The sequence below is a fragment of the uncultured Capnocytophaga sp. genome (assembly GCF_938029845.1).
Taxonomy (GTDB): Bacteria; Bacteroidota; Bacteroidia; order Flavobacteriales; family Flavobacteriaceae; genus Capnocytophaga.
Map to the genome: position 1 here is coordinate 1 of NZ_CALHGG010000149.1, position 18,852 is coordinate 18,852.

Here is an 18,852-nt window from a genome sequence, read left to right on the forward strand (position 1 = left end):
AAAGAAAACAAAGGACAATGAAGAGTTCCTTATGAGTATGAATGAATAAAAAAAAATCGGGATTTACTCCCGATTTTTTATTTTTGATTAGTCATCTATACGTAGGAATTTTCCGTTTTGGCTAAATTCTAAGTCAGTTCCTCCAATGAGTTCTACTTCGTATCCATAGCGTTTTTTACTGATTTTCTTAATAGGATGACCACTGTAATTCTGGCTTACATATTGGGCAATCCCATTAGGAATAATCTTTGCAGGAATTTCTGTACCTCTTGATTTTACTTCTTTCCATTCGCCACTTGGAAAGAATTCAATCTCAGTACCATTGTTGAATACTACGGTATAATCCTCTACAAGCAGCATTTCAGTATCTTTCCATACAGAGGCTATATCGGACTCTGAAAAATGGGTTCTTACATAGGTTTGTGCCTTCTGTGGCAATTCACTGAATTTGATTTGTACATCTTTAGCAGCAGCAAAATTCACAGCAAAAAGTACAGTAATAACAGTTGCGATTTTTCTAAATGTGTTCATAATCTAATTATTTTATTATTTTACGATGCAAAGGTAAAACATAATTTGGGAAAGAAATGGGAAAGGGGAAATTTTTTCGTATATTTGCACTCCTAAACAACAGCAATGAAAATACACTTTATTACAGAGGGGGAACCTTTTCTGCAATCCCTTCTAGCAGCACTATCGCCTGTGCATGAGGTTTCAGTAAGTACTTTACAGGAGGCACTCACTCCAAATATAGAAGCGGTAGTAGTGGCAGAGGGAATACCGACCACGCATCCACAATGGCAAAAAGCACAGGAGCTTCAGTTACCTATCTATTCTTATGGAGCGTTTCTCTATGAATTGCATAAGATGAAAACTAGAGTAGTCATCTCCGGCACTCAAGGGAGAAATACCATAGCGGCAATGGTGTTACATACTATGGACTATTTCTCAAGGAAGATAGATTATTTCTTAGAATCACCCATAGGGAATGTACCCAGTTGTAAGTATTCTTCTGAGGCGGAATTTGTACTTATTGAGGGTAATGATACCCCTACCCAGATAGAACAAGTGCCTATATTTCAGCTCTATCGCCCAACCCTCGCACTCATTAGCCGTATAGAGGAAGATAAGCAACAAGTCTATGCCGATTTTATAAATACCCTTACCAAAGGGGGAATATTGTTGTATAATGAGGAAGATGCAGCCCTTAAAACTGTTGTAGAAAACACAGAAAACCAATTGCGCTTGATGCCCTATGAGACAGCACCACACCAGCAAAGTGGAGGTACTACTTACCTTATTACCCCAGAAGGAGAAATGCCCCTAATGATTTCAGGCGAAGAAAATATGAATTACCTATCAGGAGCTAAATGGCTTTGCCAAAACCTCGGTATAGATGAACAAGACTTCTATGAAGCAATAGAAACATTTAAGTGAAAAGTGAAAGAGGTAGTGGGGTAATAACTTTTGGTTTGTACTTATATAAATTCTTTATATAGTATTTTTCTTTATATTTTTGTTTGTAAATAGAAAAAAGAACTAAAAAAATTAACACTTAAATGGTTGGTGTTTCTTGAAAAATATGTAAATTTGCACCTAAATAGAGGTTAAATAATCAAGTAACTTTATAGTTAAAAAAGTTGTATAATCCAGTAAAAATTCGTAACTTTGTAATGCAAAACAGCACAGCACAGCACCTTATGATACTAATAAGGTAGGCCGCGTTTGTCTGTTTGCTATTTCTTAAAAGCAAGTCTGCTTATGGAATTTCCATAGGCAGACTTGCTTTTTTTTGTAGTTATTGGATAAATAGTTAAATCATAGGCGGCATCCGAAAAGCTCTTAACAGAGTAGGAAAAAATTAAAATTATTACAATCGTGAAAAAAAATTACACATTTATCGCGGCTGTTTGCTTTGCTACAGCCTTCGTAGTGGGTTGCTCCAAAAACAATGATGAACCGCAACCACAACACCAAAATCAGACAGGTCAACAAGACCAGAATCAAACAGGTCAGCAAGACCAAAACAAAAATCAAGAGAAACAGGCAGTAGCTAAGATCACTACCACGGGGGTAGAACATACGGGGGCAGAGGTGCTTTTCTCTGAAACTGAAGATGGAACTTCTGTGAAAGGACATGCAGCTATAGAGAATAGAAAAGTTGTTATAGATGTAAAAAACTACATAGGGAAAAAGCTCTATTTTATAGTGAAAGTAGGAAATAAAATCGTTTCAGATGTAGTGGAACATACTATTACAGAGGGAGATAATGCTATCACAATTACACTAAAGGCTATTCCAGTAACAGCAGCTAAGATTACAGTTACGAAGAATGGTAGCCCACTACAAGGAGAAGAAGTATATCTGCTCGATGCTATTACAGCGGCAGGTTTCCAAGCATCAGTTGCTGTAGGTTATGACAAGCAAGGAGCAAAAGCAGTATTAGGTAGCGCAACTAAAGCGACCACCGATGCACAAGGAGTAGCTAATTTTACCCCAGCTCCGGGCACCTATAAGGCAGTGGTATTAGGAGAGAGAAGTTACCAAGAGGTGGGTGTAACTGTAGCCGAAGGACAGACCAAGGAAGCTACTATTAACTTGGAGAGTCTTTTTGCTAAAATTACTTTGACTAAAGATGGACAACCCTTGGCGAATACTAAAGTATATTTCCGTCAAGTAGGAAGTATATATGCAGAAAAATCTGATGCTCAGGTAAAGGCTAGCTATGAAACCATGCGTTATAGTATTCTATCTCGTATCATAAGAGGAGAATTGAGTGCAAAAACTATCAATGAGGTAACAACCAATGCACAAGGTATCGTTACTTGTGAGGACTTGGAGAAAGACAAGCGTTATATATTCTTAACTGATGGAGGTACAGAGTCTTATAAGGCTTCTGTATTTACAGTTGATACTTCTAAGCAGGTTACATTTGCTTTTTAATCAAGAAAATTAGAACTCAAAAACGAAAAAGAGGCTGTCCGAAAAGGGTAGCCTCTTTTTCTTATGCATGTAATATTATAAAGTATTTACATTGTTTAGGTCTTCGAAGGCTTTCTTTACACGAGCGATGAAAGTCTTTTCACCTTCTCTAAGCCATACACGAGGGTCATAGTACTTTTTGTTAGGTACATCGGCTCCTTCGGGGTTTCCTATTTGGCTTTGTAGGTAAGCGGCTTTGTTCTTCATATAGTCACGAACCCCTTCAGTGAAGGCATATTGTAGATCGGTGTCTATATTCATCTTCACCACTCCGTAGCTGATAGCCTCGCGGATTTCCTCAAGGGTAGAGCCTGAACCTCCATGGAATACAAAGTCAATGGTATTGTGTGCTACATTGTATTTTTTAGAGATATACTCTTGTGAGTTTCTTAGGATCTTAGGAGTAAGTTTTACATTCCCAGGCTTATATACTCCATGTACATTCCCAAAAGCGGCTGCAATGGTAAATTGTGGGCTTACCTTTAGGAGTTCTTCGTAAGCATAAGCCACATCCTCAGGCTGAGTGTATAGGCGAGATTCGTCCGCATCGGAGTTATCTACTCCATCTTCTTCACCTCCTGTGATACCGAGTTCGATCTCAAGGGTCATACCCATTTTGCTCATACGCTCTAGGTATTTCTTACAGATTTCAATATTCTCTTTGAGCGGTTCCTCCGATAGGTCAATCATGTGAGAGCTGAAAAGAGGCTTCCCTGTAGCCTTGAAATTTCTTTCAGAGGCATCCAATAGACCATCAATCCAAGGAAGTAACTTTTTGGCACAGTGGTCAGTATGTAGGATAACAGTAGCTCCGTAGGCTTCCGCCAATTGGTGTACTTGTTGAGCTCCTACAATACCCCCTAAGATAGCGGCTTTTTGTCCTTCATTAGAAAGTCCTTTTCCTGCCATAAATTGAGCTCCTCCGTTGGAGAATTGGATAATTACAGGCGCTTTCATAGCTACTGCAGCCTCCAATACGCCGTTGATACTATTGGAACTGATGACATTAGTGGCAGGAAGAGCAAAACCTTTCTGCTTTGCATACTGGAAAATTTCTTGTACTTCTTTTCCTACTGCGACTCCAGGTTTAATGTTGTGATTCATGGTATTATCTTTAAATTTGCCACAAATATAATGTTTTTTCTCCAAACAATAAAATCTATTTGAGAAAATTATTTTAAAAATAATTCACTTATCTTTCCTTGTCCTGCCCACTGCATATCATAAACTTCATCGGCAAGGGCGGGATCTGTCTCTATCTGTAGACCTTGTGCTTCTGCCTTGAGAGAAAGTAGGTTACCAATGGTAAGCTTGCTATTGAGTTTCTCTAAGAGCGTTTTCACGCCACTTATAGAAAGTGCTTGCACTACTTGTCCTTGGAAAGGGAGTTCCATCCAGATAATCTCTTTAGCCTCTACGTCCAACACCCCAAAGAGGAGTCCCTTTTGTAGTGGCTGGGTGATACGTACCTGATGAATCACTGCAGAAGGGTCATAAGCTACTCCTGTGCGTTCGGATACTTTCATCTTACGCTTGCTATCCATCCAACCTACGACTAAGTTAGGCGACAAAGCGCCATTGGAATACGCATTGCAGGTAAAAAGTACATATTTAGCCTTGTGCTGACGTAGGGTATTGACGTCAATATTGATATACTCTGCCGTACCTACTTTATCAGGAATACTGCGGATATCCCCACTGTGCTGGCAACCTAAGGTGGTAAGACGCCCAAAATAGCAAATATCTGACCTATCCTTATAGATAATACGGCAGGACAAGTCCATATCCAAGTCTTGAGCAGGCAGGTCTTTTCCCCATTGCATAAAAAGGCGTATTTCGTTACCTTCCAATGGGAAGCGGGTACCCATAAGGGTAGCATTAAAGTCATGTACATTATTACTTCTATCCCCTATAGGTAAAGGAATATGATAGAGTTGTGGGTCTATATAGATAAAATGGTGCTCGTTTTCTTCCTTAGCAAACATACATCGGATGCTCCATAAGCAAAGGTCTTCTATCTTAGCTTTCATCTCAGCCAATTGCTCCTCATTATAGCTTCCGACAACCAAAGGGTGTTTAGGGATTTCTACTCGAGTTCCTAAGATCGTCTGTACGCTGCGCTTTCCCTCTTTGCTAAAGTACAAATCGGCATACATATTCAGGGTAAAGAGTAAGCGAGTAGGCACTTGGTCTATGATTTCCTTGAAGGCATCGAGTGTCTCGTCAGCTTCCAACCAAAGCATACAAGCAAATAGGGAGCGGGCAAAGACCCCAGGGCGCTGTTTAAGCAAGGAAAAAGCCTTTTCACTATCCATATTTAGGTAAGCGGTATTAAGCTCGGCTTGCCATACACTATAACGCTCATTATAGAATACATCCAAAAGAGTAGCGAGCTTTTCAAAGCCCTTCTTCTTGCTATATTCTGCTAAGCGTAAGGCACGAATAAAGCGCACCCACATCTCACGCCTAGGGTGCATGATCTCACAAGCCTTTTCTGCTGAAAGCGGTAAGGCATTGAGCCAACGTGCCACTCTTGCACATTCTTGGCGAGAGTACTTGAGCTTAAGTTCTTTTTGTGCTCTTTCTTTGGCAGAGAGATGCTTGTCTAAAGATTTGGTAATATGGCTGTGATTCTTAGACTCTTTCTTGATGATAGTCTTAGGTTCTACGATTTGTAAAAAACTGGTTTTCTTATACCATAAATAGCGCAATATATCGGTAGGAGAGCTAAAACAAGCTCCTGCCTCGGCCTCCTTACCCTGAGCAATATAGTTATCTACTACCAAGACAAGTGTCTCCTTCATACCAATATGAGTCTCAGAAGCTACTGAAAAGTAAGGGAGTAGCAACTTAAAGGAATCGGCCTGAGTGGCATCCAAGGCAGTTTTGGAGCTTAATAGGTTTTGGAAAAAAGTATTGGCTTCTGCTTCACGCCATAGGTCAAGGATTTTGAGTTTGCTGCCTTGCTCGGTATGTTCTATCTTACCAGTCTCAAAAGGGGTTCCACAGAAAGGGCAACCATTATAACGCCACAAAGGAAAGGTACCATAAGGGATATAATGCCCACAGGCTAAAAAACGCTCATGCTTGTGAGTGAAATATTCTCTATTGTAGTCCTTAATATCATTTGCTTCGTAGTAATCATCATAATCATACCAATAGCTGACATAGTTGTCAGACTTTATCAAATCAGGATATTGATTATAGAAAGCGGTGATAAGGTGGTCGATGAAACTTTCCCCTGTAGGGACTTCCCAATTTTTGATAAGGGGTGCCCAGTTGAGTTTTACATGAAGTACCTCTTTTATCACCTTGACAACAGACTGACGATACTCATTGGTAGTACCATTGATAGCATGCAAAAGGTCTTCAGTAACGCCAAAACCATGCTTTCGCAAGGCAGCTACCAATTCTAAGGTACCTGGCTGTATGGCTCTTTGTGAGACCATAGTATCAGGAATATAAAGGGCGTTTTGCCTAAGGGCAACTTTTTGTATGTTGATTGTTTTTCCCATAGTGTGATACAATAAAAAAAGAAAGGTAATCACAGAAGTAAATCTTAACCTAAAAGAGAGAAGTAACTTCTGTTTGACCTTTCTTAGTTGTTTTTTGTAGGACAGGTGGGACTCGAACCCACAACACGGGAGTTAGAAGCTCAGAAGTAAATGGTAATTGACCTCACATGGAAATAATCTTACCATTACCTGCTCTACCCAATTGAGCTACTGTCCTAATATGTTATAAATACAATTTGTTATAGAGGTTCTTTTTCTCTTTCTGGGTGCAAAATTATAACCCTACTGCGCAATGTTTTTGCGTAGTTGTAGAAAAAGAGAAATATTAACAAAAATATAACTTTATTGTATTGGATATAATCTTTAGAGCCTTATGAAGCTATCATACTTTGAATGTTTTCTATTTTTTTTCTGTAATTAATAAGATTTTTTCGTATTTGTAAACAAAATACTTCATCAAAAATAATCTCATTATATTTTGATTTGAAACAATCTTTACCTTGATCATTTTTTATTAATTCAGCATGAGCTAATTTATTTCTATTTAATATAATATCTTCGCTATAACCATTTGAGAAGTCCTCGAATTTAAGTTCTATAAGGATTTTCCCCAAGGCTTTTATTTTCTGATCTGAACTAAACAATACATTGTCTTTTAGTATATCATTAATCTTCTTTGATTTAGCTTTGTTGTATTTTTCGGTTGCATTTTCTTCTATACTGAAGAGAATATCTTCTAAAAGAGTTTGTTTTTTATTATCATCTAATGTTTTTAAATATTTAACTACAATATTTTTTATTATAGTATCTAAAGAACTTGTTTCTTGCATAATCATTCCTCTCATAACAACAATATTTTCGAATTTCTTTATTGTTAGATCAATAAGAGAGATAGCTTTTTCAATAACATCTTGGTAATGATTCTTACTTGTTGTTTTACTGGTATCTAAAAAAGTTATTCTATCAAGATTTATTGTGTTTTTTATTTCACTTTGTGCAGAATAGAACATTATTTCGGTAAAAATTGATCTATTTCTAACTTGTTGAATAATTTTATCTCCAGTATCAGTGTCATTGAGATTGAAATCAGTTAGTATCAAATCAAAATCAACACTATCTAAGTTTCTAAAAAACTCATCTTTATGATCTACCAACATAATTTCAGGAATAAAAGCTTTTTCCCTAAGATGTTCTTCTATCTCTGAAGAATAACTATCTTCTTCAATAGCTTTCTTATTATCGTCTAACCAAAGTATTTTGTATTCTAATTTCATAGAGGTATATTTATTTCAAAAATAGTTTCTTTAGAATTTATATTTGATTTTACAGAAATATTTCCTTTCAGATTAGATATAACTTCCTTATTTTGGAATAGACCTATCCCAGAACCATTGGTTGTGGTAAAACCTAATTCAAAGACTCGATCAAGAATATCAGAGGAAATTCCTTTTCCATTATCTTTTACTAATATTATAAGGTTTGAAAAAGACTTTATAAACTCAAAAATAATTTTACTTGCATTTGCCTTTTCTGCATTATTGATAAAATTATCTATTAATGTAGTAATCTCAAGAGGTACAATTTTTTTTATTATTGAATTATCATTATCAACAATATCTATTTTTATCTTACTATCAATAATTTTATCTTCAGATAAGTATATTTCATTTATATAATCTTTTATAAAAGCAACAATATCTGTCTTTATTTCAGTAGCAGTTAGATTAAAGTTAGCCTTAGTTATAAAACTTGTAATAGAACTTACTTTAGAAGATTCTAATGCTATTACTGATATATATTTTTTTGCTATATTGTCAATATTAGTGCCTCCTAAATGTTTTATAAGTAACTGAATATTCCTATTTATGCGACTTGAAGAGTGAAAGATTTGGTGCTGAAGACCTATTATTTTCTCTTTATCAATCCCTATTAGGGCACTTTTAAAAGCATTTATTCTTTTTTCTGTAGCTAAGTTATCTTTAGCTTTTTCTTTTTCTTGTTCAGCTTCTTTAGCTTTTTCTTCAGCTTTATACCTCTCTAACTCGGCCTTTAATTTATCTTTTTCAGCTTTTTCTTTTTTTAGTTCAGCGTCATAAGCTTTTTTTTCAGCTTCTTTTTTAGCCTGTTCAGCAGCTATTCTTTTTTCTTCTTCCTCTATAGCTTTTAACTCAGCTATTCTTCTTTTTTCTTCTGACTTTTTAAAGTTTATTTCTACTTGGTTGTATACCTTCCTTAATTTAGGATCACTTAATTTATCAGATATTTTGTCTAAGTCTTTTAGAAATTTAGGTTGTAGAATATCTAAGTCGGCTCTGTTATTTATTTCTTGTACTAACTCTTTATTGTAGTCAATGATTTCTATATCTTTATCATTAGCTAAACCTTTTAATATCTGAATAAAATCTAATTGACTTCCAATATTATTTTTAACTATTTCAAAATCATCTTTATCATTATCTTCTTTTAATAATTCTCTCTGTTTATCTACTTCATCTTCTAATTTGAAATATTTATTTCTTTTAAATCCTTCTCCCCATAAAACACCTACTACATAACGCTCTAAACGTCTATGAGCTTTTTCAAATATATCCTTCAGTAATTTAAAGCCTATAGTCTCTACTAACCCTCCTTCCCTGTTGGATACTTCTTTAAATTCTTCTGTATTATCAGTGAATATACTTACTTGACCAAATAAGTTTCTAGTTCCTAAAAATCTATTATAACCTTGTTGTGCACGAAAGTCTAATCCCCAACTATCATCTCCCATATTTCCATAAGGTTGTACTCGGAACCCATTTTTAAAAAGAAATATAGAACCATAATTTACAGCGTCAAGATTCATTCTTTTCTTGAAATTAATTTTAGCACTTCTGTTCAAGAAAAACAAATTGATTTCTAAATTATCAATAAGTGAACTATTTTTATTCTCTTCACTTATATGATAAATTAAAATTCCTCTATCTATAATTTTAGTAATTACTTTGTTAGAGTCTACCTTAACTTCTACTTTAGTTGTTTTTAGTTTTATAATATCTAATATAGAATTTTGAATAATTCCATTTACTTTTTCTCTTTCAAGTTCTTCTTCTTTATCATTGGTCAATTCTCCATTACAAATAATTTCAATCGAGAAATCATTATCATCAGAAAAGGGATTTATCAGTTTTTCTAATGAATGTTTTAAGCTTAATATTTTAGCTCTATCCCAAAGAGAAGTTTTAGTAATTTCTAAAATAGTACCACTTTTAGCATTGTTAGGGAAAGCAATAGAAGTCTCATCTTCATTGAAAGAATTATGAGTAATCTTTATTTCAGAAAAATCTATATTATCTTGTTTTTCAAAATCTTTCCAATCTATTTTTAATTGTTCTATAGTATTAGTATTGATTTTTTTTGTGGAAAGTAATAATTCCTCTCCAAGTCTATCACAAGAGAAGCGACCGATCCCCTTGGCTCCTGCATATTTTCTTTTTTCTTGGATATGATCGCGATATGATTTTCTTCTTTCTAAAAAGGTTTGATCAATTCCATTATCTTCATCACCATTCTTTTTGGCAGAATAAGCTAAAGCCAACCATTTTTTTTCAATATCATCAATAGACATACCTTTCCCATCATCAGCAATGATAATTTTATTATCTTCAAAAGTAATAATTACCTTTGAAGCATAAGCATCATAAGAGTTTTTTACTAACTCAAATATAGCAATATTATCATCAGCGATAAGGTCTTTTCCTACTATGTTTTTTATGCCAGCCTTTACTGAAAAAAATAGTTCATTACTTTCCATAGCTTTATAAAAGTTGTTTCAGAACTATACCTGCTTGTTCTCCAAAAAGAGGAGGTATAGCATTTCCTATTTGTGTATATCTTGGTACTTCTACTTTTCTTAGTTTACCTCCTGTGGTATATTTTCCTTTGAAAATAAAGCTGTCAGGAAAACTTTGTAACCGAGCATACTCTCTTACGGTTAAAATTCTTGGCTCTTTATAATGAATCATATCATCAGGGTGAGAGGTAATTGTGGGTGCTTGTTCATCCGATTTGAGAGGTACTAATACTTGTTTTGTTATACCTAACTCTTCTTTTATTCTTTGGGGAATATTCTTACATACAGAACTTATTGATTGTATATAGGCAAATCTCTTAATGATTTTGTCAGAATGTTTTGCAAAACTATGACTATTAGGTAATTTTATATCATCTGTTATATCCTGTCTCATTAATTTCTGATAATTGGAATGGATAGATTTATAATTACTACTCTTAAATCCTTTTCTATCAGGAGTTTCAACTAATTTTTTACCAGTGAGCAAATCAGAAAGAGCATCTTCAATAGTGGGATGAACATTGATTTTTTTTACATCTAAAAAATCAAACTTATTTTTCTCAATTAATTCAAAGAAAGTTTTAGCTTTCTCTATAGATGAATTTTCTATATCATTTCTAATACCTATAAGAATAAATCTTGTTCGTTTTTGGGGAATTCCATAATCGCCAAAATTGATTAACTGACCGTATACATTATAGCCTTCTTTTTGTAATTTATCAATTACTATTTCAGAATATTTTTTACCTTTTTTTCCATTATCTTTGAACTCCATAGTGAACCCTTTTACATTTTCAAAAAAGATAAGTTTAGGCTTTACTAATGAAATAAACTTGACATAAGAATCTATCAATTTGTTTCTATCATCGTTTTCATTTCTTTGTCCAGCCATAGAAAAACCTTGACAAGGAGGCCCTCCTGCAACTAATGTTATTTTATTCCTTAATTCTTTTAGTTCATCTGAGTAGTTTTCTATTACTTCATTGATATCATGAGCTTCTTTGGGCAACCATTCAGGCCAATTAAAATGCTTTATCCTTTCAGTTAGATTGTATTCTAATGTTTCAAAAGCGTGAGGACTTTTTTCAATAGCAAAAAGCCCCTTCCAACCAGCTTTATTTAAGCCTAAGGAAAGTCCTCCACACCCTGCAAAAATATCTATATAACTAAAATTTTCTGTCATAATCTATAAATCATACTGCAAAGTTACAAAAAATAATTGTAAAAATAAAAATAAAAGTCAGTTTTTACACGTAAAAACCGACTTATTATATGTTATTGACTTTAGTAGACTATACCGCCACATTGAAATCTCTAAGTGCTTCATTTAGAGAAGTTTTTAGGTCGGTAGAGGCTTTTCGTTGTCCAATGATAAGAGCACAAGGTACTTGGTAGGCACCTGCAGGGAATTGTTTGGTGTAGCTCCCTGGAATCACCACGGAGCGAGCAGGTACATAGCCCTTGTATTCTACTGGTTTGTCCCCCGTTACATCTATAATCTTAGTAGAGGCGGTAAGTACTACATTGGCACCCAAGACGGCTTCTTTCTCCACACGTACTCCTTCTACTATGATAGAGCGAGAACCTAAGAAAGCGCCATCCTCTATTATAACAGGAGCAGCTTGTAGAGGTTCTAATACCCCCCCTATACCTACACCTCCACTGATGTGTACATTCTTACCTACTTGGGCACAACTACCCACTGTAGCCCATGTATCCACCATGGTACCGCTATCCACATAAGCGCCGATATTTACATAAGAAGGCATCAGTACTACTCCTACGGCTAGGTAAGCTCCACGGCGTGCGGTAGCAGGTGGTACTACACGTACCCCTTTGTCCTCATAGTTGTGCTTGAGAGGGATTTTGTCATAGTATTCGAAGATACCTACCTCTTTGGTTTCCATTTTGCGGAAAGGAAAGTATAGAATAACTGCTTTCTTGACCCATTCGTGTACTTGCCATCCCTTATCAGAGGGAGAAGCTACTCTTAGTTCTCCACGATCAAGAAGATCTACTATAGTATCAATGGCTTTCATAGTAGCTTCATCGGAAAGGAGGAGGCGGTTTTCCCACGCATTTTCTATTTTTTCTTGTAAATCTTTTAAGTTCATAAAACAATCAATTTTTCTATGCAAAGGTAGTGAAAATAATGGTAAATGATAAATGTTTAATGATTAATTAACTGCCAGATTATTGGTATATTAGGTGTTTGTAAGGAGCGCCTGCCAACATTTTCATATCAGCATATACAAAGCCCATACGCTGGTAGAGTTTTTCCGCTTGAGGGTTATCCATGGAGACTAATAGTCCTATGGTCTCTCCCTTGAGTAGTTCCTTGAGGTGGAGTAGCAGAGAGGAGCCTATACCTTTTCCTTGTACCTTGGGGGAGACACTTAGTGTATCTATATAATACTCACCAGATTGGGTTTCTTTTTCCAAGCGGATGTCATGTCCATAGGAGGCTTTGATAAAATCAAAAACAGACTGGGACAAGGGGGCTATATGGGCACCATTATAATAGACAAGCGAACCGAGAATCTGTTTGTCTTTTTCATAGACCAAAGTATTCTCATAGGAATATTGGTTGTTTTCTTGGATAAAGAGCTTTTCAAGGAATCGGATAGACTCCTGAGTATCCTCTCGTTGAATAAGTTTGAAAACAATTTCAGACATTGCCTGAAACATAAGGGGGGCCACAAAGGGGGCATCCGCAGGGGTAGCTGCACGTATCATTGAAATAGGTATGTAATAGTTCCGAGTTGTTTGTTTTTGCTATCTTTGTTAAAGCGGGCTTTGCGTGCGTAATAGATGGCATTGTCTATTAGGCATCCATTGGTAGTGTTGGAAGAAGCTTTGTTATAGGAAGCCTCTATGACCCGTCCTTGGTCATCTACAGTGATGTTAATCACTACCTTACCCGATTGTTCACAAGTATATACAGGGTTGGGCAGTTCTGCAATAGCCTCTCTACCCACAAGATAATAGGAGATTAGAGTGCGCTTGTTAGCTTTTTTCTCGTCTTTGTTCTGTGGTTTGTATTTTTCTAAATCCTTGAAAGACATGCCGTCATTGACTTTGTAAGGTTCTATCTTAGCAGGGGTGGTACCTTCTCCTTCTTCGGGGGCATTCTCCCCTTGGGAGTTTGTCTCTTGCCCTTGTTGTTCAGCTAAGAGATCGTCCAAACTTTTGAGGTCTTCAGCCTGTTTTATACGGCTGTCTGCTTCGTTATAGGAGCGTGTTGTTACGGGGGTATTGTCTGTAACGGGGTTTTCCTCTTGTGTATCTTGTGGAAGTTTTTCTTCCTCCAAGAGTTTGGCTATTTCCTCAGCAGGGGGAATCTCTAACCAGATCTCCTCAGGTTTGTTATTGACTCTTATGATAATGAATGAGACTACCATACAGAGCATAATAACCAAGGTAATGACAAAAGCCCTTTCCTTGCCCGACATGCCCATGGCCTCAAATTCTCGCTTAATGTATTGTCTTAGTTTCATGGAGTGTATGGTTTATGAATTGTTGCACAAAATCCTCAGGAGTATAGGCATGCGCTACGGAGTGTTCTCCTATTTGAATACGTCGCAAGGATGTTAGGTGGGCTCCACTACCTAAAGCCTTACCTATATCATGTGCTAAGGACCGAATATAAGTTCCTTTGCTACAATGTACCTTAAAGCTGAGTTCTTTCTCTCCTGAGAGTGTTAGCTCTAAAGAATATATGGTAATTTCTCTTGGAGGTACTTCAGTAGTTTCTCCTTTTCTGGCCAACTCATATAGGCGCTTTCCATCCTTTTTAATAGCAGAGAATAGGGGAGGGGCTTGGGTGATATTCCCTACAAACTGTGTCCTGACTTGTTCAATGAGTTCAGGGGTGATATGTTCGGTAGGGAAGGTAGCATCTACCTCAGTCTCCAAATCATAGGAAGGGGTAGAAGCCCCCAAAGCAATGGTTCCTGTGTATATCTTTGGGGCATCTTGTATCTCGGGGATTTGCTTGGTGTGCTTACCTGTACAGAGAATCAACAGACCTGTAGCCAATGGGTCAAGTGTTCCCGCATGTCCTATCTTAAACTTTTTTAAGTGGTATTTTTTCATGATAGCCCACTTAAGTTTGTTGACAGCTTGGAAAGAACTCCAGTATAAAGGTTTGTCTATCAGTATTATAGTTCCTTCTATAAGTGATTGCATAGATAAATATGACTTTTAAGGTAATGAAAGTTTTGGCAAAAGTACATTTATTTTTTTAATTCTTGCTATTTTTAGGTAAATAAATTAGTCGTTAGTAGTTGGAGGGCAGAACAGAGAGCTTGTGAAACAACTAACTGCTAATACGAATCAATAGTTAAAATACCATTTGCTAGTTCAATATATGACCTCTTAGCTCATTGGGCTATACAATCGTTTTGTGCGATTAATATGTATTAATAACGGACGGCTAACTCTTTATAATTTCGGACATGAAAGTGTTAAATTTATGTTTATTTAGAATGAAAACAAAATACCCTTGAAGCATTATTTTTCTTTGGAGAATGCGAAAAATTGATTATTTTTGCAATGGAAATAAGAAACAAAACATTAACAATATGCCAACGTCTTCAAATGAAAGCACCTCTAAAAAAGGCCGACTCGTTCGGTATCTGATTCCTTCTCTTGTAGGAATTGTGTTGGGCTTGTGTGGGTATATATTTTACCTTTCCAAGGCGCATTCTTATCTTTCGGATGACCCAAAGGCGTGTGTGAACTGCCATATCATGGAGCCTGAATATGCTACATGGTCACATTCCTCACATGGACGCAATACGGTCTGCAACGATTGCCATGTACCTCATGACAATGTGTTCCGAAAGTATTACTTCAAGGCTAGTGACGGGCTAAGGCATGCTACTATGTTCACTTTCCGGTTGGAACCTCAGGTGATCAAAATGCATGCTCCAGGACAGATGGTAGTGCAGGAGAACTGTATCCGCTGCCATAGCACTCTTGTCTCTGAAGTGAGTCTAGGTAAAGTAACTGCTCCTATGGCACATGCCGATAATGGTAAGCTCTGTTGGGAATGCCATCGCGAGGTGCCCCACAGCCGTGTACGTGGATTGAATTCCGCCCCTCACTCTCCTGTACCTATCATTGATGAGATGGGTGAAAACACCCCACAATGGATACAGGACTTGATTAAAACTAAAAACTAACTAATTAAAAACAAGCTAATTTATACAACGATGAATAAGAAAAATTGGTTACTAGTAGGAATATTAGCTATAGTGACGTTCCTCTTAGGATTGTTAGCTAATTCCATAATGAATAGGTCTCATGAGGCCGAATTTATTGCCAAAGGTGGTAATAACTTGGAAGACCAAGAGTGCCGCAACGAACTTTACAAGGAGTTTTATCCTCGTCAGTATGACTCTTGGGAAGCTACTGCCGATACCACTTTCCGCTCTAAGTATATGAGCAGTCAAGATGATGACCTCTTGGCACTACGTCCTGAAATGGTAGTGCTTTGGGCGGGCTATGCCTTCTCTAAGGAATACAATGCTCCTCGCGGTCACATGCATGCCATTGAGGATGTTACCAAAATCCTCCGTACAGGAGCTCCTAGTGAGACTACTCACTCTCCACAGCCAGGTACTTGCTGGACTTGTAAGAGTCCCGATGTGCCTCGCCTTATGAAGAAAGTAGGTTTGGAAGAATACTACAGTGCTCCATGGGATAAGTGGGGTAGCGAAATTGTGAACCCTATCGGTTGTGCTACTTGTCACAATACTAAGACAATGAAGCTTGAAGTACACCAACCAGCATTGGCTGAGGCTTTTGCTCGTCAAGGAAAAGACATTAACAAAGCGACTCACCAAGAAATGCGTTCGCTCGTTTGTGCTCAATGCCACGTAGAGTACTACTTCAAAGGGGATAAGAAATATCTTACTTTCCCATGGGATGAAGGTATGACTGTAGAAAAAATGGAAGAATACTACGACAAAGAAGGCTGGACCGACTATGTTCATAAAGTGAGTCGCGCTCCTATTATCAAGGCACAACACCCCGATTATGAGCTTTCTCAGCTCGGTATCCACGGACAGCGTGGGGTATCTTGTGCTGATTGCCACATGCCTTACAAGACTGATGGTGCAGTGAAGTTTTCCGACCACCAAATCTCTAGTCCTTTGCGTAATATTTCTGCTAGCTGCCAGACATGTCACCGCCAAAGCGAAGATGAGCTTAGAAAGAATGTATATGACCGCCAAGATGCTGTATATGGTATGCGTATAAAACTTGAAAAGGAATTGGCTAAAGTACATTTTAAAGCTAAATTCTTGTGGGACAATGGGGCAACTGAAGAACAAATGAAACCTACCTTAGCTCTTATCCGTAAGTCTCAATGGCGTTGGGATATGGTACACTCCTCACATGGAGCAGCTTTCCATGCTCCTATAGAGTCAGAGCGTCTCCTTAGTGATGGGCTTATTTATGCTCTTGAAGCAGAAAAGAACTTGGATGTGCTTAAAGAAAAATTGCATATTGCAGCAGAGTTCGTAATGCCAGACATTAGTACCAAAGCCAAAGCTCAAAAAGAAATTGGCTTAGATATACCTAAGGAAGAAGCAGCTAAGAAAGAATTCTTGAAAACTATCGTTCCTAAATGGATCGAACAAGCTAAAAAAGAAGGACGCTTAGTAACACAAAAATAGTGCAACTCGCACAAATAAGTAGGGGCGAATGGCAATTCGCCCTTACTTTTTATATTTTGATTAATCATTAATCATTAACCATTAATCATTATTAATGAAGTCTTATCCTTTCGCTATTGTTTTTTCTCTTACCGCTTTGGTGGTAGGGCTTGTGCTACAACTTTCCTTGGGAAGTATCAGTAAGAGTTGGTTTAGCTTTCCCTACAATGTAATAGGAGGGGCAGTTTTTGTTCTTTTGACAACGATTGTTTATTTCCTATTCCGCAAAACAAATTTTATCCTACGCTTCTCATCAGCACCCTTTGCCATTGTTACAGTGGTAACACTTGGGGTACTAACTATTGGGCTAGGAAGTATCAATGTAAAACCCAATGAACTTAGTGGTTTTTGGGGCAAATGGGGTTTGGATGATCTAACCAAAACATGGTACTTTGGTCTTGTCTTTCTTTTGGCTTTGATGAACCTTTGGTTTTCTATTCTTAAGCGCTCTATGGTCTATCAGCGTAAGAATATCGCCTTTTTGCTTAATCATTTCGGCTTGTGGTTAGTGATGTTTGCAGGAGTTTTAGGGCAGGGTGATATTGTACGCCTTACAATGGACTTGAAGAAAGATATCCCCCAGTGGCAGGCCAAAACAGCTGAGCAGGAGGTAGTGAATCTGCCTATTGCGATAGAACTCAAGGAATTTTCTATCGACATTTATCCTAACAAACTCTTTGTGATAGATACCACAGGCACTTCGCTTCCTAAGGGCAAACCTGTTGGCTTTATGTTAGAGCGAGAAGGGGAGCAGGCTACTCTGCTCAATTGGAAAATTACCCTACATAAGTATCTAGAGAAAGCTATTCCAGATACAGATTCTACTTATATTAATCATACTATGTGGGGGGCAACCAATGCAGCTTTAGTTACGGTAGAGGACTTGCGTACCCACCAGAAGAAGAAAGAGTGGATCTCGGCAGGTAATTTCCAACTAGCTCCTCGTGCAATAGACTTAGATAAGGAACATACTCTTGTCATGGCACCCCCTGAAGCACGTAAGTTCCAATCTGAAGTCCTTATCTATCAGAGAGGAAGTAGTAATATTTTAGAGGAAAAGATAGAAGTTAATCACCCTATAAGTGTAGGTGGTTGGCGTATCTATCAGCTTAGTTATGAAGAGCGTCTGGGACGCTGGTCAGACCTTAGTGTGGTGGAGCTAGTTTCCGATCCTTGGCTCCCTGTGGTGTATGTAGGTATTTTCTTGCTTATTGCAGGAGGAGTAGCCCTACTATTTGAAGTAAAAAAGAATTAGTTGTTAGTTGTCAGTTGTTAGTCTATAGAAACTAATCACTAATCACTAACCACTAACCACTAATCACTAATCACTAACTACTAACTACTAACTACTAATCACTAAATTATGTGGTCATATTTTAATATTATAACCTACCTAACCATAGCCTTATGGCTTGTGGGAGGAGGACTTATTTACAGCAAAAGTAAAGCCCTAAGAGGTTTTGCTATTATCAGCCATTTGGTCGCTACGGTGCTCATGGGAGGGTTTATTGTTGCCTTATGGAAGGGATTGGAACGTCCGCCCTTGCGTACTTTGGCGGAGACACGTATATGGTATGCCTTTTTTATGGGGCTGATAGGTTATGCTATCTATTTACTTTATAGGCAAAAATGGATGCTCAGCTATTCGGCGGTGATGGGCATTGTCTTTGTAGGGCTTACCTATACCCATCCCGATACGATGAACAAGGCTCTGATGCCTGCACTACAAAGTGTATGGTTTATCCCTCATGTGATTGTATATATCTTTGCCTATGCCATGCTTGGGATGGCTTCACTGACAGCT

15 protein-coding genes, 1 tRNA gene and 1 pseudogene are annotated in these 18,852 nt (G+C 37.3%); 6 read left to right on the plus strand and 11 right to left on the minus strand.

Annotated features, from left to right (window positions below):
- Positions 1-87: 87 nt before the first annotated feature.
- On the minus strand, positions 88-531 hold the full coding sequence (locus Q0625_RS10765) for a PepSY-like domain-containing protein (protein WP_298826980.1): 444 nt from the start codon (positions 529-531) through the stop codon (positions 88-90).
- A gap of 105 nt (positions 532-636) precedes the next feature.
- On the opposite strand from Q0625_RS10765, the gene Q0625_RS10770 reads away from it, so the two are divergent.
- Together Q0625_RS10770 and Q0625_RS10775 are read left to right on the plus strand one after the other, a co-directional pair.
- Complete coding sequence (locus Q0625_RS10770) at positions 637-1,437, plus strand: UDP-N-acetylmuramate--alanine ligase (protein WP_298826983.1); 801 nt, start codon at positions 637-639, stop codon at positions 1,435-1,437.
- Between the two features lie 441 nt (positions 1,438-1,878).
- Positions 1,879-2,943, plus strand: coding sequence for a hypothetical protein (locus Q0625_RS10775; RefSeq protein ID WP_298826986.1), 1,065 nt, complete (start codon positions 1,879-1,881; stop codon positions 2,941-2,943).
- A gap of 75 nt (positions 2,944-3,018) precedes the next feature.
- On the opposite strand, the gene fbaA is transcribed toward Q0625_RS10775, so the two are convergent.
- The 10 genes from fbaA to truB form a co-directional block, all read right to left on the minus strand.
- Positions 3,019-4,086 (minus strand): class II fructose-bisphosphate aldolase, encoded by a 1,068-nt coding sequence (gene fbaA / locus Q0625_RS10780; RefSeq protein WP_298826988.1) that lies wholly within the window; start codon positions 4,084-4,086, stop codon positions 3,019-3,021.
- 68 nt (positions 4,087-4,154) lie between these two features.
- Positions 4,155-6,497: a hypothetical protein gene (locus tag Q0625_RS10785; RefSeq protein WP_298826990.1), complete on the minus strand. Its 2,343-nt coding sequence runs from the start codon at positions 6,495-6,497 to the stop codon at positions 4,155-4,157.
- 97 nt (positions 6,498-6,594) lie between these two features.
- Positions 6,595-6,714 (minus strand) — tRNA-OTHER (locus Q0625_RS10790).
- Positions 6,715-6,868: 154 nt separating this feature from the next.
- Positions 6,869-7,771, minus strand: a complete 903-nt coding sequence (locus Q0625_RS10795) for a hypothetical protein (RefSeq protein WP_298826992.1) — start codon at positions 7,769-7,771, stop codon at positions 6,869-6,871.
- The gene (locus Q0625_RS10800) at positions 7,768-10,287 is read right to left on the minus strand and encodes an ATP-binding protein (RefSeq protein WP_298826994.1); all 2,520 of its coding nucleotides are present in this window, start codon (positions 10,285-10,287) and stop codon (positions 7,768-7,770) included. Before Q0625_RS10800 ends, Q0625_RS10795 begins: the two co-directional genes overlap by 4 nt.
- 4 nt (positions 10,288-10,291) lie before the next feature.
- A complete protein-coding gene (locus tag Q0625_RS10805) occupies positions 10,292-11,509 on the minus strand; it encodes a DNA cytosine methyltransferase (RefSeq protein WP_298826996.1) in 1,218 nt (405 codons plus the stop codon).
- Positions 11,510-11,618: 109 nt separating this feature from the next.
- Entirely contained in the window at positions 11,619-12,440 is an 822-nt protein-coding gene (locus Q0625_RS10810) for a 2,3,4,5-tetrahydropyridine-2,6-dicarboxylate N-succinyltransferase (protein ID WP_298826998.1), read from the minus strand.
- Between the two features lie 79 nt (positions 12,441-12,519).
- Positions 12,520-13,062, minus strand: a complete 543-nt coding sequence (locus Q0625_RS10815) for a GNAT family N-acetyltransferase (RefSeq protein WP_298827001.1) — start codon at positions 13,060-13,062, stop codon at positions 12,520-12,522.
- Positions 13,059-13,823 (minus strand): energy transducer TonB, encoded by a 765-nt coding sequence (locus tag Q0625_RS10820; protein ID WP_298827003.1) that lies wholly within the window; start codon positions 13,821-13,823, stop codon positions 13,059-13,061. Before Q0625_RS10820 ends, Q0625_RS10815 begins: the two co-directional genes overlap by 4 nt.
- On the minus strand, positions 13,801-14,514 hold the full coding sequence (truB, locus tag Q0625_RS10825; protein WP_298827036.1) for a tRNA pseudouridine(55) synthase TruB: 714 nt from the start codon (positions 14,512-14,514) through the stop codon (positions 13,801-13,803). Before truB ends, Q0625_RS10820 begins: the two co-directional genes overlap by 23 nt.
- Before the next feature lie 395 nt (positions 14,515-14,909).
- Here truB and nrfH point away from each other — a divergent pair, with 395 nt between their 5' ends.
- From nrfH to Q0625_RS10845, 4 genes and pseudogenes are all read left to right on the plus strand, one after another.
- Complete coding sequence (gene nrfH / locus Q0625_RS10830; protein WP_298827039.1) at positions 14,910-15,512, plus strand: cytochrome c nitrite reductase small subunit; 603 nt, start codon at positions 14,910-14,912, stop codon at positions 15,510-15,512.
- A 30-nt stretch (positions 15,513-15,542) separates the two neighbouring features.
- Positions 15,543-17,009 (plus strand): ammonia-forming cytochrome c nitrite reductase, encoded by a 1,467-nt coding sequence (gene nrfA, locus Q0625_RS10835; protein WP_298827042.1) that lies wholly within the window; start codon positions 15,543-15,545, stop codon positions 17,007-17,009.
- A gap of 94 nt (positions 17,010-17,103) precedes the next feature.
- The gene (locus tag Q0625_RS10840; RefSeq protein WP_298827045.1) at positions 17,104-18,303 is read left to right on the plus strand and encodes a cytochrome c biogenesis protein ResB; all 1,200 of its coding nucleotides are present in this window, start codon (positions 17,104-17,106) and stop codon (positions 18,301-18,303) included.
- A 108-nt stretch (positions 18,304-18,411) separates the two neighbouring features.
- Positions 18,412-18,852: pseudogene (locus tag Q0625_RS10845) on the plus strand (cytochrome C assembly protein); the annotation flags it as partial.